21 protein-coding genes are annotated in these 19,239 nt (G+C 59.3%); 11 read left to right on the top strand and 10 right to left on the bottom strand.

The genetic code is table 11. The features are described 5' to 3' along the window. The first annotated feature begins 329 nt into the window (after positions 1-329). The 3 genes from D8V06_RS02070 to D8V06_RS02060 all read left to right on the top strand — a co-directional run bounded on the left by D8V06_RS02070 (position 330) and on the right by D8V06_RS02060 (position 1,916). Positions 330-800, top strand: a complete 471-nt coding sequence (locus D8V06_RS02070; RefSeq protein WP_130903644.1) for an arsenate reductase ArsC — start codon at positions 330-332, stop codon at positions 798-800. Between the two features lie 12 nt (positions 801-812). Then, positions 813-1,514: an arsenical resistance protein ArsH gene (gene arsH / locus D8V06_RS02065; RefSeq protein WP_056853728.1), complete on the top strand. Its 702-nt coding sequence runs from the start codon at positions 813-815 to the stop codon at positions 1,512-1,514. A gap of 141 nt (positions 1,515-1,655) precedes the next feature. Continuing rightward, complete coding sequence (locus D8V06_RS02060; RefSeq protein ID WP_056853729.1) at positions 1,656-1,916, top strand: hypothetical protein; 261 nt, start codon at positions 1,656-1,658, stop codon at positions 1,914-1,916. Between the two features lie 157 nt (positions 1,917-2,073). On the opposite strand, the gene D8V06_RS02055 is transcribed toward D8V06_RS02060, so the two are convergent. The 3 genes from D8V06_RS02055 to D8V06_RS02045 all read right to left on the bottom strand — a co-directional run bounded on the left by D8V06_RS02055 (position 2,074) and on the right by D8V06_RS02045 (position 5,529). Next, a complete protein-coding gene (locus D8V06_RS02055) occupies positions 2,074-3,933 on the bottom strand; it encodes an ABC transporter ATP-binding protein (RefSeq protein WP_130930340.1) in 1,860 nt (619 codons plus the stop codon). Between the two features lie 148 nt (positions 3,934-4,081). Beyond that, complete coding sequence (locus D8V06_RS02050) at positions 4,082-4,516, bottom strand: GFA family protein (RefSeq protein ID WP_056853731.1); 435 nt, start codon at positions 4,514-4,516, stop codon at positions 4,082-4,084. 71 nt (positions 4,517-4,587) lie between these two features. Continuing rightward, entirely contained in the window at positions 4,588-5,529 is a 942-nt protein-coding gene (locus tag D8V06_RS02045; RefSeq protein ID WP_130930339.1) for a carbon-nitrogen hydrolase family protein, read from the bottom strand. Between the two features lie 104 nt (positions 5,530-5,633). On the opposite strand from D8V06_RS02045, the gene D8V06_RS02040 reads away from it, so the two are divergent. Continuing rightward, a complete protein-coding gene (locus tag D8V06_RS02040) occupies positions 5,634-6,335 on the top strand; it encodes a helix-turn-helix domain-containing protein (RefSeq protein ID WP_056853733.1) in 702 nt (233 codons plus the stop codon). A gap of 106 nt (positions 6,336-6,441) precedes the next feature. Here D8V06_RS02040 and D8V06_RS02035 read toward each other — a convergent pair whose 3' ends face one another. Continuing rightward, a complete protein-coding gene (locus D8V06_RS02035; RefSeq protein WP_130930338.1) occupies positions 6,442-7,206 on the bottom strand; it encodes an SDR family oxidoreductase in 765 nt (254 codons plus the stop codon). A 233-nt stretch (positions 7,207-7,439) separates the two neighbouring features. Here D8V06_RS02035 and D8V06_RS02030 point away from each other — a divergent pair, with 233 nt between their 5' ends. Beyond that, a complete protein-coding gene (locus D8V06_RS02030) occupies positions 7,440-8,384 on the top strand; it encodes a helix-turn-helix domain-containing protein (protein WP_130930337.1) in 945 nt (314 codons plus the stop codon). A gap of 20 nt (positions 8,385-8,404) precedes the next feature. Here the strand turns inward: D8V06_RS02030 and D8V06_RS02025 are convergent, their stop codons facing one another. Further along, positions 8,405-9,313 carry a LysR family transcriptional regulator gene (locus tag D8V06_RS02025; RefSeq protein WP_130930336.1) on the bottom strand — a complete coding sequence of 303 codons (909 nt, stop codon included), beginning with the start codon at positions 9,311-9,313 and terminating at the stop codon, positions 8,405-8,407. A gap of 134 nt (positions 9,314-9,447) precedes the next feature. Here D8V06_RS02025 and D8V06_RS02020 point away from each other — a divergent pair, with 134 nt between their 5' ends. From D8V06_RS02020 to D8V06_RS02010, 3 genes are all read left to right on the top strand, one after another. Next, positions 9,448-10,017: an NAD(P)H-dependent oxidoreductase gene (locus D8V06_RS02020; protein WP_130930335.1), complete on the top strand. Its 570-nt coding sequence runs from the start codon at positions 9,448-9,450 to the stop codon at positions 10,015-10,017. A gap of 216 nt (positions 10,018-10,233) precedes the next feature. Next, positions 10,234-10,797: a GNAT family N-acetyltransferase gene (locus tag D8V06_RS02015; protein ID WP_056853738.1), complete on the top strand. Its 564-nt coding sequence runs from the start codon at positions 10,234-10,236 to the stop codon at positions 10,795-10,797. A gap of 54 nt (positions 10,798-10,851) precedes the next feature. Beyond that, positions 10,852-11,763, top strand: coding sequence for a universal stress protein (locus D8V06_RS02010; protein WP_130930334.1), 912 nt, complete (start codon positions 10,852-10,854; stop codon positions 11,761-11,763). 34 nt (positions 11,764-11,797) lie between these two features. Here D8V06_RS02010 and D8V06_RS02005 read toward each other — a convergent pair whose 3' ends face one another. Together D8V06_RS02005 and D8V06_RS02000 are read right to left on the bottom strand one after the other, a co-directional pair. Next, positions 11,798-12,202 carry a DUF488 family protein gene (locus D8V06_RS02005; RefSeq protein WP_130903649.1) on the bottom strand — a complete coding sequence of 135 codons (405 nt, stop codon included), beginning with the start codon at positions 12,200-12,202 and terminating at the stop codon, positions 11,798-11,800. Beyond that, entirely contained in the window at positions 12,199-13,020 is an 822-nt protein-coding gene (locus D8V06_RS02000; RefSeq protein ID WP_056853741.1) for an AraC family transcriptional regulator, read from the bottom strand. The genes D8V06_RS02005 and D8V06_RS02000 overlap by 4 nt, the downstream gene beginning before the upstream one ends. Before the next feature lie 131 nt (positions 13,021-13,151). Here D8V06_RS02000 and D8V06_RS01995 point away from each other — a divergent pair, with 131 nt between their 5' ends. Together D8V06_RS01995 and grxC are read left to right on the top strand one after the other, a co-directional pair. Beyond that, positions 13,152-13,670, top strand: a complete 519-nt coding sequence (locus tag D8V06_RS01995) for a carboxymuconolactone decarboxylase family protein (protein WP_056853742.1) — start codon at positions 13,152-13,154, stop codon at positions 13,668-13,670. Between the two features lie 25 nt (positions 13,671-13,695). Next, positions 13,696-13,947 carry a glutaredoxin 3 gene (gene grxC, locus D8V06_RS01990; protein WP_056853743.1) on the top strand — a complete coding sequence of 84 codons (252 nt, stop codon included), beginning with the start codon at positions 13,696-13,698 and terminating at the stop codon, positions 13,945-13,947. A gap of 126 nt (positions 13,948-14,073) precedes the next feature. On the opposite strand, the gene D8V06_RS01985 is transcribed toward grxC, so the two are convergent. Continuing rightward, the gene (locus D8V06_RS01985) at positions 14,074-15,162 is read right to left on the bottom strand and encodes a polyamine ABC transporter substrate-binding protein (RefSeq protein ID WP_130907917.1); all 1,089 of its coding nucleotides are present in this window, start codon (positions 15,160-15,162) and stop codon (positions 14,074-14,076) included. Between the two features lie 52 nt (positions 15,163-15,214). Then, complete coding sequence (locus tag D8V06_RS01980) at positions 15,215-16,516, bottom strand: FAD-binding oxidoreductase (protein ID WP_130907918.1); 1,302 nt, start codon at positions 16,514-16,516, stop codon at positions 15,215-15,217. Positions 16,517-16,672: 156 nt separating this feature from the next. Here D8V06_RS01980 and D8V06_RS01975 point away from each other — a divergent pair, with 156 nt between their 5' ends. Then, the gene (locus D8V06_RS01975; RefSeq protein WP_130903652.1) at positions 16,673-17,548 is read left to right on the top strand and encodes a LysR substrate-binding domain-containing protein; all 876 of its coding nucleotides are present in this window, start codon (positions 16,673-16,675) and stop codon (positions 17,546-17,548) included. 93 nt (positions 17,549-17,641) lie between these two features. On the opposite strand, the gene D8V06_RS01970 is transcribed toward D8V06_RS01975, so the two are convergent. Next, positions 17,642-19,150 carry a tripartite tricarboxylate transporter permease gene (locus tag D8V06_RS01970; protein ID WP_130930333.1) on the bottom strand — a complete coding sequence of 503 codons (1,509 nt, stop codon included), beginning with the start codon at positions 19,148-19,150 and terminating at the stop codon, positions 17,642-17,644. Positions 19,151-19,239 lie beyond the last annotated feature (89 nt).

Genomic DNA, 19,239 nt, shown 5'->3' with positions numbered 1-19,239 from the left:
CAGACCAAAAACCTGCTGGTGAGCTACGACATCAATCCGCTGGGCTTCTTCTGATCCGGCGCGATATCGCGTAACGGCTATCGCGGGCCAGCCTTGCGTCTACGGGATTGCGCACTACCTGTAGAGCAAGGCTTGCCCGCGATGGCGTCTTCAATACCCTCCGACGCCCATGGATGAGTTGCCCGCACATACGGATATCCGTATATTTGACTTCCCGTATATGTCGGTACGACCTCAAAGTGCTGACACTTGCGATTCTGTTGATTACCCTCTCGGCGCGGACACGGCGCTTGAGTCTTCGATATCCGCAAATGCGGAGGGAGCAATCCATGCGAGTTCTGTTCATGTGCACGGCCAACAGCTGTCGCAGCATCCTTTCAGAAGCCATGTTCAATCACCTGGCACCGCAGGGTTTCGAAGCGGTAAGTTCCGGCAGCTTTCCCAAAGGCAAAGTACTGCCGCGTAGCCTGACCACGCTACAACAGTCCGCCATTTCCATCGAAGGATTGAGCAGCAAGGGCAATGATGCCTTTGAGGATAACCCACCGGATATCGTCATTACCGTTTGCGACAAGGCAGCAGGCGAAAGTTGCCCGGTGTATTTCGGCCCGGCGCTGAAGGCCCATTGGGGCCTGGAAGATCCTTCCGACGTAGTGGGTGACGAAGCGGCGGTGGACGCGGCTTTCCGCGCCACGCTTGCGCACATCGAGCAACGCTGCAGGGCGTTCCTCGCCCTGCCCTTCAATGAACTCAGCCGCGATCAACTCAAACGCGAACTGGACCGAATCGGCGCTCTCTGAGCAGGAAGAAACATGTCTGAGCAACTGCCTAACCTTGACCTCTCCCTGTTCGACGACGCAGGCATCACTTTTCGTCCGGGCGAACCCAAGCCACGCATCCTGTTGTTGTACGGGTCGACCCGCGAGCGCTCGTTCAGCCGTCTGCTGGTCGAAGAGGCCGCACGCCTGCTGGAACACTTTGGTGCAGAAACCCGAATCTTCAATCCTTCCGGTTTGCCGCTTCCCGACGATGCACCTGTGGATCATCCCAAGGTGCAGGAGTTGCGCGATCTGGTGTTGTGGTCGCAAGGTCAGGTCTGGTGTTCGCCGGAGCGGCATGGCGCGATGTCGGCTGTATTCAAGGCACAGATTGACTGGATTCCCCTTGCCCTCGGTGCCATTCGCCCGACTCAGGGCAAGACGCTGGCAGTGATGCAAGTCTGCGGTGGTTCGCAGTCCTTCAACGCAGTCAACCAGCTGCGTGTGCTGGGACGCTGGATGCGCATGTTCACCATTCCCAATCAATCCTCGGTGCCGAAGGCTTTTATGGAATTCGACGAAGCCGGCCGAATGAAGCCCTCGGCGTTCTACGACCGCGTGGTCGACGTGATGGAAGAACTGGTGAAATTCACCCTGCTGCTGCGTGACCATCAGGGGTTTCTGGTGGATCGCTACTCCGAACGCAAGGAAAGCGCCGAACAGCTCATGGCCCGCGTGAACCAGCGTTCAATCTGAGGTCGTCAAGTTTATCGGTATCAGAGGCGCGCGCTTCGAACAGACAGGCGGCAATCGGCCGAAGCCGCCCGTGGATGGAGCGATGGTAAATGACGGCTAAGCTACCTTCTAGCGTCGGGTTTACAACTCGGAGGGGAGCCAATGAAACGCTGTGCAATGCTCATCGCGATCTGTTTGCTGGCCACGGCTTGTCAGAGCACAAATAATGGCGTCACCCGACTCGACAATTGTGTCTGCTACAAATCGTCCGAGGCACAACATCTGAAAGCATCGCAAATAGCCTGGAACGACCCCGAAACGCTGCAGGAACAGTTCTCGCACTGCATTTGTCGAGCGTTGATTGACCTGAAGGAGGTCGATGATCCCGGTAAGCTCTTCGTGCCTGGAACAGAAATAAAATGAATGTCGCTCGCCGGTAAGAGGCACCAGGGGCGTTGAGAGACGGGCAAGGCATCGACAGGCAAACACCGGGCATTGCTTCCACCGCTCGGCTTCGCCCTCCTCTGTCTGGCAATCGTCGTGCAGCTCTCCCTCTCGCCCGTTGCCTGCCCCTTCACACTCACGCCTGATCCATTGCCTCGACCACGCCCTTGTCCTCACCCAGGAACCCGCCACTCTGATGCTGCCAGAGCCGCGCATAGATGCCGTTCTTCGCGAGTAACTCGGTGTGGGTGCCCTGCTCGATGATGCGTCCGTCATCCATGACGATCAGGCGGTCCATGGCTGCAATGGTGGACAGCCGATGGGCGATGGCGATCACGGTTTTGCCCTGCATCATTTCATCGAGGCTTTCCTGAATGGCCACTTCGACTTCCGAGTCCAGCGCGCTGGTGGCCTCGTCAAGCAGCAGGATCGGGGCGTTCTTGAGCATCACCCGGGCAATCGCGACGCGTTGACGCTGGCCACCGGACAGCTTGATGCCGCGCTCACCCACCAGGGTGTCGTAGCCGGTATGGCCCTGCCGGTCGCTCAGTTGGCTGATGAACTCATCGGCCTGGGCATTGGCCGCGGCGGCACGGATTTGCGCGTCGGTCGCATCGGGACGACCGTATGCAATGTTGTCGCGAATGGAACGGTGCAGCAGCGAAGTGTCCTGGGTGACCATGCCGATGGAGCTGCGCAGGCTGTCTTGCGTCACGTGTGCAATGTTCTGGCCGTCGATGCGAATCTCACCGCTGTCGACATCATAGAAGCGCAGCAGCAAGTTGATAAGCGTGGATTTGCCGGCGCCAGAGCGGCCGACCAGGCCGATTTTTTCACCCGGACGAATGTTCAGGCTCAGGCCATCGAGCACCTGGCGCTCGCCATTGTAGTTGAAGCTCACTTTATCGAAGGTTACCGCGCCGCCTGTGGTCACCAGCACACCCGCATCCGGTGCATCCTTGACCTTGGGACCGCGGGTCAGCGTCGCCATGCCGTCCTGTACCGTGCCGATGCTCTCGAACAGCGAGGTCATTTGCCACATGATCCAGTTCGACATGCCATTGATCCGCAACGCCATTGCAGTGATTGCCGCCACGGCACCTGCGCCGACGTCACCCTGGTGCCACAGCCACAGGGCATAACCGCCGGCGGCCATGATCAGCCCCACCACCAATGCCTGGTTGACGATCTCGAACTGGCTGACCAGGCGCATCTGGCGAAAGCCGGTTTGCTTGAAATCCTCCATTGCCGCTCGCGCGAAGTGCGCTTCACGATTGGAATGGGAGAACAGTTTCACCGTAGTGATGTTCGTGTACGCATCCGAGATACGCCCGGTCATCATTGACCGCGCATTCGCCTGTTCCTGCCCGACTTTCCCCAGGCGAGGCACGAAGTACCACATGGCCAGGCCGAACAGCAGAGCCCAGGCAACGAATGGCAGCATGAGTTTCAGCGCGAAGCCACCGGCCAGTGCGATGATCGCAATGAAATACACCCCGATACCCGGGACGATTTCGATCAGGGTGAAGAGCACGTCTCGTACCGCTAGCGCGGTCTGCATCACCTTGGTGGTGACGCGGCCGGAAAACTCATCGGAAAAAAACGACAGGCTTTGCCGCAACATCAGGCGATGGAAGTCCCAGCGCAGCCGCAACGGCAAGTTAATTGCCAATATCTGGTGCTGCACCATGGTGCGCAACGCCACCAGCCCGACACTGGTTACCATGACAATACCCATGCCCCACAACACCCGACTTTCCTGCGCAGCCGCCTCACCGCCTGCCTGCCAGGTCGAGAGCAGGTCCACGACCTGGCCGAGGAAGGAAAACAGCCACGCTTCGTAAATCGATACACCGGCACCGAGCAGCGCCAGCGCAAGGATGTAACCACGCGCTCCCCGCGTACAGGCCCACAGGAAACGAGCCAGGCCGTCCGGTGGCGGTGGCACCTCGTCAGGCGGAAAGGGATCGAGCCTTCGTTCAAACACACGAAGCATGGTGTTCTCCAAAACAGTCAAGTTAAGGAGATTCTGCCATTGAACGGGCGCCTTGAGGGTTTGCAACGTCAAGGTATGGCGTTGTCGGCAGGTTGCCGCCGATGGCGAAAGGTGGAAATCGCGCGCCGGCACCCCGCCGCTGCCAGCCTCATTCGTCCACGCTGATGCCTGATCCTCCCAATTCACCTGGGACATCCTTAAGCTTCGGCACCCCATCCCTGATACGCAGCGCGGCCTCTTGGTAGTGAACGTGAACACCTGGCGAAAACGCGAGATCCGGGATGACCGCGGCATACACATCGATGAGGCCCATCCCGGGGTGTTCGGTGAAGAGGTGTCCGCCGCAACGCCTGCACCATTTGCGATAACTCTGCGGTGTCTTGTTGAAGGTGCCAATGTCGTCAGCCCCCCGAGTGACTTGCACCGCCTCGGGTTTCCACAGCGTGAAGGCATTGACCGGCGCGGCTGACCACTGTCGACACGACTCGCAATGGCAATAGCCCATTGCCGCCGGCTCACCGCTGACGGTGAATTCGACAGCGCCGCAAAAACAACTGCCTTTGTAAGACCTTTGAATGCTCATGGAATGACTCCTTCATCAGTTAACGCACGTACAGCCGAAGTCGGGACGGATTGCCTGAGGGTTAGCCAGCTTCACTCGTCGACGAAGCGCACCGCCGTCGTCGGCGTGCGTCGCACTTGCAGATCGAAAATGTCGGGGCGCGCATAGTGCCCGCTGACGTCGAGCGCCCGCCGCGCTGGCGCCACGAGTGAGGTGTCGATGTCCGCATACAGAATGCCCGCCTCCCGGTGCAACGGACCGGCTGTGATCCGGCCTTGAGGGTTGACCACCACCGAGTCACCGTCGTTGATCCACTCATCCGGATCGGGAAACAGTTGCAGGCGACCTGGAAAATCATCGGGAATGTCGTTGCCGCGCAGCAAGCTGCCACTGCCGAGCACCCAGCAACGGCCTTCGAGTGCAATGTGCCGCATCGTGCTGATCCAGCCCTCGCCAGTGTCGTAGGTTGGCGCAACGTAGACTTCCACGCCTTGGGAATACAATGAATAGCGCGCCAGGGGCATGTAGTTTTCCCAGCAGATGAGCGTACCGATGCGACCGACGGGTGTATCGACGGTACGCAACCCTGACGCATCGCCGAAACCATGGACCATGCGCTCGGGGTTCGTTGGCATCAACTTGCGATGACGGTTGAGCACTTCGCCATGGGTTCCGATAACGACTACGCTGTTGTAAAGCGTGCCGCCTCCATTACGGCGTTCGCGTTCATTGATGCCGCATACGATTGTCACGGCGTGAGCAACAGCGGCCCCGCACAGTTCGTTCAGGTCGCCGCTCGCGATATCAACCGCGTTGGCCAACAGGCGAGTATGCAACTGCCCCATTAGAGCCCCGTCTTTTCCCGCCGCCAGCCGCCAGATCCACGACGGGTAACCTGGAATGAATGATTCGGGCAAAACAATCAACGAGGCTCCCGACGCTGCAGCTTCGCGGACCGATTGCACGGCCCGGGCGATCGTCGCGCTACGATCGAGCAGCACCGGCGGCCGCTGAATGATGGCTATCTTGGTCATGACGTACTCCTGAAACCGTGGCTTTGGCAGGTTTCAGCGTGCACGTCGGGAAACCGCCCGGCTAGTTCAGAATCTGAAGCGTTGAAGTAGCGGAGGGACAGGCGATGGATGAAAGCTATGGTCAGTTCTGTACGGTCGCACGCGGTGCCGAGGCACTGTGCGAACGCTGGACGCCTTTGGTCGTGCGCGAGTTGCTATGCGGCAGCAAGCGCTTCAATGAACTGCACCGCGGCGTGCCACGCATGTCCACCAGCTTGCTGGCACAGCGGCTGCGCCACCTGGAAGATATCGGTGTCGTGCATCGAACGGCCGCAGGCAACGTCTGGGAATACAGCCTGACCGAGGCCGGCGAGGATTTGCGCCCCATCATCATGGCACTGGGCCATTGGGGGGCGCGCTGGATAGGCAGTCGCCTTCGCGATAACGAACTCGACGCGGGCTTGCTGATGTGGGACATACGTCGTTTTGCGCGCATCGAAATGTTCCCGCCCCGGTCGGTGGTCATTCACTTCCGGTTCCGCGACGCGCGGTCCGGTGAGCAAGCGTGGTGGCTGGTGGTTGAACAGGGTGTGGCAGATCTGTGTCGCGACGATCCGGGACGCGAACTCACGCTCGTCGTGGACTCCAGCGTACGAGCATTGACTGAGGTGTGGACCGGCGACCGCACGCCAAAAGAGGTTCTGCGGTCACAGGAATTGCGGGTAGACGGCGCCGTGCAAGACGCAGAAAACTTGTGGCGCTGGCTTGGCACGAGTGCGTTCGCAGGCACCCGGCGCGCTGCAATCCAGCCTTTGCAACAGCCGTAGAGAAAGCACGCGTTTGCAGTTCGCTCCTGGCCGTTCTCAGCCGGACACCACCGGCAGAAAACGGCCCAGAAGCTGCTCTCTTTAACGCAAATGCCCGTTCAGCCGATCAACCAGCGGTGACGGTCATGCCGCCATCCGCCATGACCACCGAGCCAACAATGAAGCTTGCGCGGTCCGAGGCGAGAAATGCCACGACTTCGGCAATTTCTTCCGGCTGCGCGGCACGTCCGATGGGAGCGGCTTCACCGTGCTTCGCCAGGAAGCCAGGACCGTCCTCTACCACGTCGTTAAGAATGTTGGTGACAACGTCGCCGACGCCGATGGCATTGACGCGAATGCCATGCTCGATAGCCTCTAGCGCCAGCGTGCGGGTCAATTGGGCCAATGCGCCTTTGGACGCGGTGTAAGCGGCAATGGTCGGGAAGGCGAAATAGGAAGCATAAGAGGCGATATTGACTATCGCTCCCGATTTGTTGGGCATCATCGCCTTGACTGCTTCGCGGCAATGCAAAAAGGCCGCGGTTGCGTTGACTGCCTGGATGCGCTCCCAGTCTTCGCGGGTCATGTCGATGACCAGCTTGTTGATGATAATCCCGGCGTTGTTGACCAGAATGTCCAGTCGCCCGAACGTCTCGACGGCCAATCCGACGGCGCGCTCGGCAACCCCGTCTTTGCTGATGTCGGCTACCAGCGGCACCAACCCGGGACGAGCGAGTGCTTCGACGGCGGGATTGATGTCTTCAGCAATGACCTTGGCGCCACGCGCATGCAGCATCAGTGCGATAGCCTTGCCGATGCCACTGGCGGCGCCGGTGACCAGCGCGACTTTGCCTTCGACTTCGTTGGGAATACAGTGATTGATCTGAGTCATGGTGCTCTCCTGCTTGCAAGCCGGCGAGATATTCGGCGGCCTGGCGCCCGTGAGGCGCTGTAGTTATCGACGGCCTCACTGTCGCGCAATCGGGAGAATCGGGCTTTCGCAGGCTTGCCGTGGCTGTTGGAGTTTTGCGCCAACATCTGAATTTCTGAGGTAGCTTGCGCAATTGCCGATGGGTACCGAGGTTGCGTTACCCTGTTGATGCCAGCCCCTCAGCGCTTTTTTCAATGGAGCCTCGTGTGCGCCAGCCTGAACATGACGACGTGCCACCGATTGATACCCTTCGCATCGCGGCCGAATCGATGCCGCAGCATCTGCCGGGAACGCCGCAGGTATTGCCGCTGCTCCCGCAAATGCAGGATGTGATGGTGCAGTTGTTCAGCCATCACAGCACCGTAGAGCCAATACTCGTGCCCGCCGTGGTCGAACCCCTGCTGGTATTGGTCCTGACAGGCTCGGCCAAGGTCGAGGAGCGATCCCTCGGTGGGGCTTGGAAAGCCGTCGAGGTGCAGGCTGGCGACTTTTTTCTTACCAATACAAATGAACCCTATGAGATGCGCTGGCAGACCCTGGGCTGCGACACCTTCGAAGTGATGCATCTTTATCTCGGCCTGCCCATGATTGAACAGGCGGCCCGTGATGTTCTGGGCGAGCACAGCGTTGCAGTGACGTTCCTGGATATCTCCGGTGCCCGGGATGAACGGATAAGTTTCATGCTCAATCAGTTACGCCTCGAGTTGATTGAGCAACGCGAACCCAGCCCGTTGTTCGTACACAGCCTGGCTCAGGCGCTGACCGTTCACCTGATACGGCGTTATCTCGATCCGCACAGTACGACCCGACGCAGCAATGCTCTGCAAGCGTACAAGCTGCGTCGCGTTATCGATGCAATGAACGAGCACCTGGCCGATGACTTCAGCCTTGCGCATTTGGCACGAATCGCTGACTTGAGCGACTACCACTTCAGCCGGATGTTCAAGCGTGCCACGGGGCTGTCGCCGTCGCAGTATTTCATCCGCCTGCGCATGAGTCGCGCGCGACATCTACTGCTCGAGACCGAGCGCAGCATCATTGATGTCGGGCTGGAAGTCGGTTATTCCAGCCCCAGCCATTTTTCCCAGGTTTTTCGTCGCGAAGTCGGCGTCACGCCCAGCGCCTACCGCCAAGCGTGAGGTGCCCTGTTCCCATGCGATCAGTGGATTTTCAGGTTTGCCGCCAGAAAATCCATGAAGGCTCTGACACGTGTGGGCAACTTCCCTCCTTGCCCGACGTAAACCGCGTGCACTTCCGTCTTTGCGCTGGGCACGAAGTCCTCTAGCACCGAAAGAAGCCGGCCATCCGCCAGATCTTTCTCGACCTGGCAAAACCCAACGCGCGCGAGGCCGAGCCCAAGAATTGCCAGATCGCGAACTGCATTGCCGTCACTGGCCCGTGCATTGCCGGCGACGGCCACCGGAATGGGTTGGCCGTCTGCGCTGACGAAGCCCCACTCCATCATCGGTGGACTGAAGGTGAACCCCAGACAGGTGTGGTCCGCAAGATCGGCTGGCGTTTTCGGTATGCCGCGAGCTGCAAGATAGGCCGGTGATGCCACGACAAGGGCTCTCGTCTCGCCCAAGCGCCTGGCCACGAGATTGGAGCTTTTCAGCGGGCCGCTGCGGATGGCCACGTCAGCCCGTGCGCTGATCAGGTCGACAACCTCGTCACTGAGAAAAACCTCCACCGAGACTCCAGGGTGAAGCCGCAAAAATGTCTGCAACAGGGGCAGCAGATACAAACGCCCGATATCGACGTTGCAGTTGACCCGCACGGTTCCCTGCGGCTCGGAGCTCGCCGCGGCCTCCTGCTCGGCCTCATCGAGCGCCGCCAGGATAGTCACGCTGCGTTCATAGAACGCGGCCCCTTCAGGCGTGAGCAATTGCCGTCTTGTCGAGCGATTGAGCAAACGCGTGCCCAAGCGGTTTTCCAGCCTCGAGACCAGCTTGCTGACCGCTGACGGGGTCATCGCACAATGCTTGGCGGCCGCCGTATAACCGCCATCTTCAACGACCCTGACGAACACGTTCATTTCGGCGAAGCAGTTTATGTCCAACCGTCTCATATGAATTCACGTCACAAATTGTATGCCCCAGTACCGGCTATATCTGCCGCGCTGCCACTCATACTCTAATCCAGAGCCTGAAAGGCGCAGGAGAAATTCAGCAAAGACGTGCGGATTTACAGTGGGAGGTTGAGATGAACAGCGAGATGAAACTGATCGTGATTCATGGCGCCAAGGATGAGGAAGGTCTGGACGCTGCGCTGCTGAAATGGGTTTCTGATGTTTTGGCGCAACGTGCCGAGTTCGAGCCTTGGTTTATGGGACCTGCCGACCTCATGGCCAAACCTGACAAGATGGCAGCGATACAGCGACAGGAAACTCTTCGCCATTTGGTCGATGCTGATGCATTTCTGTTCATCACATCGCAACTGTCCGATGTTTATCACTCCGGGATTAAAGCATTCATTGATCAGGTGTCGGTTCGCTGGCACGCAAGGCCAGTGGCATTCATTGGCTACGGCGGGGCATCGGGTGGACTTTGTGCGATCGATCACCTTCGCCAGGTGCTGTCCGCGCAGCACGCGGTACCTATCAGCAATTACGTGTCCTTCACTGATCCCTGGTCGCTGATCGATGAGGCCGGGCACGTACGACAGACTGATCAAGCCCGGCTGCCCATGGCTCGAATGCTGGTTCAGCTGAACTGGTGGGCAAGAACCCTGAAGGCTGCGAGGGAACAGATGCCGTATGTACTGGTGAGCTAAGCCCCTAAAAAACCTGAAGAAACGTCACTCGATGAGTGACGTCGCTGGTGACGTGAGTGCCGTCAATGTCGGTGCCTTGACGAAGCGGGAACCTCTACAGCCTTTGATCGAATGTTTGATCCAGATCAAATACCAGGGCAGGCAGCGGCGTAGAAAGGAATGAAACAGGCTTTTGCCGTGCCCGCCCTATAAGAACAACGCTGGAGGATTAACCCCATGCTTACCGTCAAAGACCACAATGACCGCGCCGCAGCCGCTTACGCCGCGGTGGACAGCCAGTACTGGATCGAAGCACTCAGGGATGGTCGCCACGTGCTGATCCGGCCACTGACGGAAAAGGACCGCGACCGCGAATATGCCTTCATCAAACGGCTGTCTCCGGAATCCCGGCACATGCGCTTTCTTGCGCAAATCAGTGAGCCCAGCGCCGCGATGCTCGATCAGTTGATGGACACCGACAACAAACAACGCGTGGCCTACATCGCCATGGTCCACGACAACGGTCGGCTGGTCGAGATCGGCATCAGCCGCTACGCCGCCACCAGCGAACAGGTGTGTGAATGCGCCGTCACGGTCGCCGATGAATGGACCCACCTGGGGCTGGGCACTTTACTGATGGAACACTTGATCAAGGCCGCACGCCATAACGGCTTTCAGCAGATGTATTCGGTAGACGCCGCCAGCAATGCGCCAATGCGCGACCTGGCCAAGGCGTTGGGATTCGAGACATCCAACGATCCCGACGACAGTCGTCAGGTGATCCACCGACTATACCTGTAAGAACCTGGAGTCATTTCGGCACACCACTGTTCGATGACCTACCGGAGTACAGTCATGGCTGATCAATCGCGTTTCATGCTGGTCGTCCCACCTCTGATGCACAACAGTCCCGCCTTTGACCGGGCTGCAGCATTGGCCAAAGCGTCGCAAGCAGCATTGCACATCGTGGCGTTCGATTACCTCGAAGGGCTGGCGACTGCCGGGATGGTTAATGAACAAGCGCTGGATCAGATGCGGCTGGGTTATGTCGAGCGTCATCGCCAGTGGCTTGAAGACCAGGCACGCCCCATGCGCAAGATCGGTGTGCACGTCACCACGGAAGTGGTCTGGGTAGAGCGGCCGTTGCAAGAGATCCTGATTCATCTCAAAGAGCAGCCGATGGCCGCCTTGATCAAAGCCCTGGAGCACGAATCGCTGCTGTCGCGCCTGATGTTTACCCCACTGGATATTCACCTGCTGCGCGAATGCCCGGTCCCCCTGCATTTTGTCAGCCATATGCATCACGCATTGCCGCGCAAAATTGTCGCTGCCGTAGACCCTTTTCACAGTGATGACCAATACAAGGGTTTCAACGACAGGATCTTGTGTGAGGCGTCCAAACTGGCCATCACCTGCAATGCGCAGCTCGACGTGGTTTACGCCCATGATCTTTCATCCATCAGTGCAGATGAATTCGGCTTCAGTAATGGCTCGGCGTTTTTTTCTTCGAGCAAAGCCAAGACATTGTTCGATGCACAAGCCGATGCCTTCCGCGAGCTTGCGCAGCGCAACGGTATTGAACCGGAATGTCAGCACATGATCCTGGGCGATCCGGCCAAGGTGCTTTGCAACTATGCGCAGGCCTATGAAACAGACGTGATCGTCATGGGACGCGCCGGTCACCGCGCCATGGAACGCTTGGTGGGCAGCACCATCGAACGCGTGCTGTACAAGATGCCGTGCAGCGTGTGGGTGGTTCAGGAATAAAATCCAGGTTGGATCAGCGGCCAATGCCGACGTCTCAATAACCCGGAAACTCGTCGCGATAGCACACCGGCGAGCTGGCCTCCTGGTATCGATCCAGCTCGTCCTCCAGCCATCGGGCGAGTACGACGGCGTGGTTTTCCAGCAGGTTTTGAGCGGCAAAAACCAGCGTGAGCGTGCCGGTTTGTGCATATCCCAGAAGCGCCCACCAGTGTTCCGGGCGAGCGATCAGTTGCTGGCGATAGGCCGCGCTGAATTGGCCGAAATCCACTTCACCGGCGGTAAATGCCTTGTGCAAATCAATCGAAGGCGCGACGTCGGGCAACCATTGGTCCAGCGGCAACGAATCCCTGGAGCAATGTCGCGGCCACTCTCGATCGACCAATATCCGTCGCCCGTCTTCGCCCCTGGCAGGTTCGCCTGCGCGTTTGCATTGGATCATGGCGTCTCCCCTCTCCATTCCCGGGGGCTGACACCGGTCTTGCGGCGAAACGCCCGGGCCAGTGCCGATGGACTTTCGTAGCCAACCTCTTCGGCGATCAGGGCAATGGGCTTGCCCTCGCGCAAGCGTTTCTGCGCCAGGCTGATGCGCCAGCTCACCAGATAATCCACCGGAGCCTGGCCGACCACGCGCTTGAAATGTTCGGCGAAGCTGGCTCGCGACATGTTGGCCGCCACCGATAATTCGGCCACGCTCCAGGGCTTGCCTGGAAACTCATGCATAAGGTTCAAGGACCGCGCCAGGCGTGGATCGGCAAGACCGGCCATCATGCCCGGCTGTTGATTGCGGCTGCTGAGGATGTGGCGCAACAACAGGATCACCACCAGTTCGAACAGTCGATCCATCACCGCTTCCCGACCGCAGGTGCCGGCGAAGGCTTCATCGAACAACCATTGCAGGGTGCTGGCCAACGTGGGGATTTCATCGAGTTTCAGCACCAGGAAATCCGGCAGCGCGGCGGCCAGGGCATTGCCAGCCCCGCCATCGAAATCCAGGGATGCACACACCAACTGCGTGCCGAAGGAATCGGGGGCGAACAAGCGGTGACGATAAGGTCGCGGGAAAAAGATCAGCGTTGGCTCGCGCAGGTGCAGCTCTCGTTCGTCTGCCAGTTTGAGCGATAACTCGCCCGCCTGAAGCAGATGCACATGGCCGCACGCCTGGCTGCCATCGAACGCCGTCGTGCCGCAAAACGTGCCGCTGTGAAAGGTGCCGGCGTTGACGCCGAAATGGTTGAGCAACGTGGAAAGGCGATCCATGGGAAGCTCCCGAAGCTGTTCTGGACGATCTGTCGCATATCGTCGACGATTTGCAGCCAATTGACCAGCATGAATCACTAGCATGGACTCCGTACCCAGCGCATGTCGCGCTTCAATCCCGGAGAATCACCATGACTCGTATTGCCTCTGTCAGCCTCGAACAAGCTACCGACGCCACCCGCCCATTGCTGGAAGGCGTACAAAAGAAAATCGGCTTCCTGCCCAACGTCTTCAAGGTGCTGGCCCATGCGCCTGCCGTCCTTGCCTCGTACCTGCAAAACTCGGCGGCGCTGAGCAAAACCTCATTGAGCGCCACGGAAAAGGAAGCGATCTACCTCGCCACCTCGCAGGTCAACGGCTGTGATTATTGCCTGGCGGCGCACACCGTGTTTGCCGGCAAGGCCGGGCTCACCCAACAGGAGATCCGCAGTGCGCGAATCGGTCAGTTGGACGCTTACGCCCTGCTTGCCCAGCAGATTACCGAAAGCCGTGGCCAGCTCACCAGCGAACAGATCGCTTCTGCCAGAGCCGCAGGCATCAATGACGCGAAGATCATCGAAGTGGTCGCCCATGTGGCCTCGCAGACGCTGACCAACTACCTGAACAACGTCGCATTGACCGATATCGACTTTCCGGCCATCGACGCCTGATCAACCCATTGCGGAGATAACCAGCATGAACACCGTGACCCTTTACACCACCGACACCTGCCCATACTGCCGCAGCGCCAAATCACTGCTGGCCGGCAAAGGCGCGACGATGCAAGAGATCAATGTCCAGCGCGAACCGGGAAAGTTTGAAGAAATGCTCAGCCGAAGCGGCCGGCGCAGCGTGCCGCAGATTTTTATCGGCGACACGCATATCGGTGGTTTCGATGACCTGGCCAAGCTGGATCGCCAGGGAGGGTTGATGTCAATGCTGGCATGAACACACCCCCCTGTGGGAGCGAGCCTGCTCGCGATGGACGTTAACGATAATGCGCGCTGTCTGAATAAACGTATTGTCCTTGAGCCCATCGCGAGCAGGCTCGCTCCTACATTGAGCCGGGACCTGTCAGGTATTGGTTTTCAGTTTGGTCCACAGACGCGTGGTCAAACGGGCGATAGATGCCGGCAAATCTTCCACGGTAAATAACTTGTCCATCACCGCTTTGGACGGGTAGATCGCCAGGTCCTGCTTCACCGCCGGCACCACATAGGCATCTGCTGCACTGTTGGGATTGGCGTAATGGATGCTGTTGCTGATGTTGGCGATCACTTGCGGCTGCAACAGGTAATTCATGTAGGTGTAGCCGTTTTTCTCGTGGGGTGCGCTTTTGGGCATCACCACCATGTCGAACCACAAGGTGGAGCCTTCATCCGGGATCGAATAGGCAATGTTGATGCCGTTCTTGGCTTCCTTGGCACTCGCCGCCGCCTGGACGATATCGCCGTTGAACCCGATCACCGCGCAGACGTTGCCGTTTGCCAGGTCGCTGATGTACTTGGAGGCATGGAAATACTGGACGTACGGACGAATCTTCAGCAACGCCTGTTCAGCTTTCTTGTAATCCGCCGGTTCGTGGCTGTGGGGTGGCAGGCCCAGGTAGTTGAGCGTGATCGGCAACACCTGCGTCGGATTATCGATGATCGCTACGCCACACTCACTGAGTTTCTTGATGTTGGCCTCTTCGAAAAACAGGCTCCAGGAACGGGTAACGTCGGTGTTGCCGAAGATCGCCTTGATCTTCTCGACGTTGTAGCCGATGCCGGCAGTGCCCCACATGTAGGGGTAGCCGTACTGGTTGCCGGGATCGTTGACCTCGAGTTTTTTCATCAACACAGGATCGAGGTTTTGCCAGCCGGGCAATTGGCTCTTGTCGAGCTTCTGGATCGCTCCAGCCTTGATCAGGCGTGACAGAAAATGGTTCGACGGGCTGACCACGTCATAACCGGTGTTGCCGGTCATCAACTTCGATTCCAGCACTTCGTTGCTGTCATGGATATCGTAAGTCGCCTTGATCCCGGTTTCCTTGGTGAAATTGGTCAGGGTGTCATCGGCGATGTAGCCGTTCCAGTTGGAAATGTTCAGGGTTTCGTCAGCGTAAGCGGCTGCACAGAACGTCGAGAGCAGAGCGGCCAGGGACAGTGTTTTGACGCGCATGTTCGATCACCTTGGTGTTGAAGTGCTTTTGTTGAGAGTGAAAGGCGGTGTTCTAGATTTCAGTTCTGGCCCGGGACGCCTCTACGCGCATACGCAGCATGGCACCGATGTCGAGAAATGGTTTGGGCGGCAGCCAGCCGGGCTGGGCACGCTGCATGACCGATTGCAGCAGCGGCGAACTGGCGCCGGACGCCAACTCTGCAAGCAAGCGTCCCCACAGCGTGCCTCGTGCGACACCGGAGCCATTGCACCCGGCCACGGCAAACACGCCCTCCTCGACTTTGGCGAAGTACGGCTGCCCGGAACGTGAAGCGCTGAGGTGGCCCGTCCAGGTGTACTGGATGTCCTGCTCGCCCAACATCGGAAAGCGTCGTTGCAAACCCAGCACATGGTGCTTGCGGCGGGTCGCCAGTTGCGCGAGAGACAAGTCCTGGCTGCGGTATTCCGCGGTGTTGCGGATCATCACGCGCCGATCCGGCGTCAGGCGCACCGTGGCACCCAATGGCCGGGTCGACAGCACGCCCCAAGGCTCCACGGTGCCAAGGGCTTGAAACTCTTCATCGCTGAGCGGCCGGGTGAGGCTGGCACTTAGCTCCATCGCGAAGGTGCCGCTGTCGCTGATGCCTGAACGAGGGATGAAAGCGTTCAGGCAGACCAGCACCTGTTTCGCCGCGACGCAGCCGTTGCTGCCGCTGGCCCGAATACGCCCGCTGCTCAGGCGTTGCAGCCCACTGATTTCGGTGTTTTCGAACAGCGTCACGGTTTCCGGCAAGGCATCGAGTAAACCCTTAACGTACTTCGCCGGTTGCAGCAACGCGTTGCCATTACCGCACCAGATCGCCGCCTGGTAATGCCGGGTTCCCAGCTTCTGAATCAGTTGATCACCGTGCAGAAATTGCGCGCTGGCACCCACGGCACGCAGCGTCTGCAACTTGGCCTCGACATCGGTCAACTTGCGCGGATCGTTGACGGCGAAAAAATAACCTGACTCACGGAAATCGCAGTCGATCGCGTGCCGGGCAATGCGTTTGCGCACCTCGTCGCTGGCGGCGCGGGAAATCGTTGTGTCGACCTGAAAATCGGCGAACCCCGAGTTGCCTTGCAATTCCGCCTTGGCGGGATGTTCGTGGGCCACCACAAACCCCGAGTTTCGCGCCGATGCCCCTTGCGCAGCGCGTTGTCTGTCGACCACCACAATGCGCGCCAGAGGATGCATTTCAGCCAGTGAATGTGCGGCGCACAGGCCGGTGATGCCAGCGCCGATGATCAGCCAGTCGGCGTGTTGCGTGCCATTCAAAGGCTCACGCCGCGGCGAATCCCCCGCTTGCGCAATCCAGCCACATCTATTTTCCATGCGTCACCTCGTTGACTGTCGGCTGCGGACCGTCCTGCACGACTTCATGCCATTAATGCATGAGTTGTTTCAGAAGAAGGTCGCTATGACTAGAATCTAAAGGGACTTGATCGCGACAACCAACGTTATTAAATCATTCAGGTATACCCTAAACGCATGGATAACATTCGCCACGTTCCTTCGTTGCAAGGCTTGCAGGCTTTGGTTGAAGTCGCCGATTCCGGCAGCTTCACCAGTGCTGCGCAAACGCTGTGCCTGACCCAAAGCGCTGTAAGCCGGAAAATCCAGCAACTGGAAAGCCATTTCGGGGTGCCGATGTTCGTCAGGACCAGCCGCAGCCTTCGATTGACCGCCGAAGGCGAGCAGGTGCTGGCTAGCGCCCGGCAAATACTCGAGCAGCTCAAGACCCTGGAGGAACGGATCGCACCGCGCAAACGCCCGTTCCGTATCCGCCTGCATGTGTCACTGGCCGTGCGTTGGTTGCTGCCCAGGCTGAGTGATTTCTATCGCCACCATCCAGAGGTATCGCTGGCGATAGAGACCGTGGCCACGGAAGTCGTCGAGCCTGCCAGCGACAGCGACGCGTACATCCTTTATTTGCCCGAGCCGTCTGGCGCCGCGCAATGCCTGGCGCTGTTCGAGGAAGCGCTGGTGCCAGTGTGCGCCCCCGGCCTGGCGCTGAACTCGCAGGAGGATCTTGCGCGCTTCGCGTTGCTGCACCGTTCGAGCGACAAAAATGATTGGCGACTGTGGTTGTCAGCCAATGGCGGAGAGTCACTGGAGGACTTTCGGCATATCCCGTTCAACCTCGACGAACTGGCGCTGGACGCCGCAGCGCGAGGCCTGGGTGTGGCCATGACCGACCTGACCCTGGCGGGCGAATCGATTGAACGCGGCGTGCTGGTCATTCCGTTCGGGGAGCCGCTGAAGACCCGGGGAATCTACGCGCTGTGCCTGCAACCCTCCGCGGCGTCGCACCCAGCGTGCGCGCAGGTGATGCAGTGGTTCGCCGAGCAGACCGCAAAATTGTAGGAGCAAGCCTGCTCGCGATGACGTCGGCACATTCAGTATTGATGTAACTGACACACCGCCATCGCGGGCAAGCCCGCTCCTACATTCACAGCATCAATCGTCTTCGTGCAGCTTGATGCCACGTTTATGCAGCAGGTACGGCACCAGCAGCACCAACAATGTCAGGGCCATGAAAAACGCCGAGATCGGCTGGGTGAAAAATATCGTCCAGTCGCCCTCGCTGATGGACAAGGCGTTGCGCAGTTGCTTTTCGGCCATTGGCCCCAGGAGCATGCCGACAATCACTGGCGCCACCGGGAAATCGAAGCGCCGCATCAGCACACCGGCCCAGCCGATAGCCAACATCAGCAGCAAGTCGAAAGACGAATGGCGCATGCCGTACACGCCGATGGTGGCGAAGACCAGAATCCCGGCGTTCAGGTACGGTCGGGGAATCTGCAGCAATTTGACCCACAGCCCCACCAGCGGCAGGTTCAGCACCAGCAGGATGACGTTGCCGATATACAGCGAAGCCACCAGGGTCCAGACCAGGTCGGCGGAGGTTTCAAACAGCATCGGCCCCGGTTGCAGATTGTAGTTCTGGAACGCCGCCAACAGGATTGCCGCCGTCGCCGACGTGGGAATGCCCAGGGTCAGCAACGGCACCAGCGAGCCCGTGGCACTGGCGTTGTTGGCCGCTTCCGGGCCGGCCACACCTTCGATGGCGCCCTGGCCTTTGTTGGCGGAAAACTCTTTCGGGTACTTGCTGAGTTTGCGTTCGGTGGAATAGGACAGGAACGTCGGAATCTCCGCGCCACCGGCCGGAATCGAGCCGAACGGGAAGCCGATAAACGTGCCTCGCAGCCAGGCAGGCACCGAGCGTTTCCAGTCGGCGCGGGTCATCCACAACGACGTCAGGCGATGCCGCCCTTCTGCTTGTTCCGATTGATAAAGCAGGCTGTACAACGCCTCGCCGACGGCAAACAAACCGACTGCCACCAGCACCACTTCAATGCCGTCGACCAACTCGGGAACGCCCAGGGTGTAGCGGGCGATGCCCGAGGTTGAGTCGAGGCCGATCATGCCGATGGTCAATCCGATCCCCAGCGACGCAAAGCCGCGCAACATTGACGCGCCGAGCACTGCCGACACCGTGGTGAACGACAGCACCAGGATCGCGAAATACTCGGCCGGGCCAAAATTCAGCGCCAGCCTGGCCACCAGCGGTGCGAACAGCGTCAACAGGATCGTCGCGATCGTACCCGCGACGAATGAGCCAATCGCCGCGGTGGCCAGGGCCGGTCCAGCACGGCCATTGCGCGCCATGAGGTTGCCCTCCAGCGCCGTGACCATGGACGATGACTCACCGGGGGTATTGAGCAGAATCGAGGTGGTCGACCCGCCGAATTGCGCGCCGTAGTAAATCCCGGCAAACATGATCAGCGCACCGGTCGGATCGACCTTGGCGGTGATCGGCAGCAGCAACGCCACGGTCAGCGCCGGCCCGATCCCCGGCAGAACGCCAATGGCAGTGCCGAGCAAACAACCGACAAACCCCCACATCAGATTGATCGGCGTCAGCGCTGCGGAAAATCCCATGGCCAGGTTTGCAAGAATGTCCACGCGGTCGATCTCCTTTGGCCTGGATCAGATCCAGGCATTGACCAGCGGCGGCAGGGAAACCCCCAGCCCGGCGTTGAACAGCCAATAAA

It is taken from the genome of Pseudomonas sp. Sample_24, assembly GCF_004307605.1.
Taxonomy (GTDB): Bacteria; Pseudomonadota; Gammaproteobacteria; order Pseudomonadales; family Pseudomonadaceae; genus Aquipseudomonas.
The sequence above is the reverse complement of the archived record's forward strand: the minus strand, read 5'-3'. Positions and strand labels throughout refer to the sequence as shown.

Bases quoted from the DNA above. Each gene is read 5' to 3' on its own strand.
- D8V06_RS02070 (WP_130903644.1), top strand. From the start codon at position 330: ATGCGAGTTCTGTTCATGTGCACGGCCAACAGCTGTCGCAGCATCCTT.
- arsH (WP_056853728.1), top strand. From the start codon at position 813: ATGTCTGAGCAACTGCCTAACCTTGACCTCTCCCTGTTCGACGACGCA.
- D8V06_RS02060 (WP_056853729.1), top strand. From the start codon at position 1,656: ATGAAACGCTGTGCAATGCTCATCGCGATCTGTTTGCTGGCCACGGCT.
- D8V06_RS02055 (WP_130930340.1), bottom strand. From the start codon at position 3,933: ATGCTTCGTGTGTTTGAACGAAGGCTCGATCCCTTTCCGCCTGACGAG.
- D8V06_RS02050 (WP_056853731.1), bottom strand. From the start codon at position 4,516: ATGAGCATTCAAAGGTCTTACAAAGGCAGTTGTTTTTGCGGCGCTGTC.
- D8V06_RS02045 (WP_130930339.1), bottom strand. From the start codon at position 5,529: ATGACCAAGATAGCCATCATTCAGCGGCCGCCGGTGCTGCTCGATCGT.
- D8V06_RS02040 (WP_056853733.1), top strand. From the start codon at position 5,634: ATGGATGAAAGCTATGGTCAGTTCTGTACGGTCGCACGCGGTGCCGAG.
- D8V06_RS02035 (WP_130930338.1), bottom strand. From the start codon at position 7,206: ATGACTCAGATCAATCACTGTATTCCCAACGAAGTCGAAGGCAAAGTC.
- D8V06_RS02030 (WP_130930337.1), top strand. From the start codon at position 7,440: ATGGAGCCTCGTGTGCGCCAGCCTGAACATGACGACGTGCCACCGATT.
- D8V06_RS02025 (WP_130930336.1), bottom strand. From the start codon at position 9,313: ATGAGACGGTTGGACATAAACTGCTTCGCCGAAATGAACGTGTTCGTC.
- D8V06_RS02020 (WP_130930335.1), top strand. From the start codon at position 9,448: ATGAACAGCGAGATGAAACTGATCGTGATTCATGGCGCCAAGGATGAG.
- D8V06_RS02015 (WP_056853738.1), top strand. From the start codon at position 10,234: ATGCTTACCGTCAAAGACCACAATGACCGCGCCGCAGCCGCTTACGCC.
- D8V06_RS02010 (WP_130930334.1), top strand. From the start codon at position 10,852: ATGGCTGATCAATCGCGTTTCATGCTGGTCGTCCCACCTCTGATGCAC.
- D8V06_RS02005 (WP_130903649.1), bottom strand. From the start codon at position 12,202: ATGATCCAATGCAAACGCGCAGGCGAACCTGCCAGGGGCGAAGACGGG.
- D8V06_RS02000 (WP_056853741.1), bottom strand. From the start codon at position 13,020: ATGGATCGCCTTTCCACGTTGCTCAACCATTTCGGCGTCAACGCCGGC.
- D8V06_RS01995 (WP_056853742.1), top strand. From the start codon at position 13,152: ATGACTCGTATTGCCTCTGTCAGCCTCGAACAAGCTACCGACGCCACC.
- grxC (WP_056853743.1), top strand. From the start codon at position 13,696: ATGAACACCGTGACCCTTTACACCACCGACACCTGCCCATACTGCCGC.
- D8V06_RS01985 (WP_130907917.1), bottom strand. From the start codon at position 15,162: ATGCGCGTCAAAACACTGTCCCTGGCCGCTCTGCTCTCGACGTTCTGT.
- D8V06_RS01980 (WP_130907918.1), bottom strand. From the start codon at position 16,516: ATGGAAAATAGATGTGGCTGGATTGCGCAAGCGGGGGATTCGCCGCGG.
- D8V06_RS01975 (WP_130903652.1), top strand. From the start codon at position 16,673: ATGGATAACATTCGCCACGTTCCTTCGTTGCAAGGCTTGCAGGCTTTG.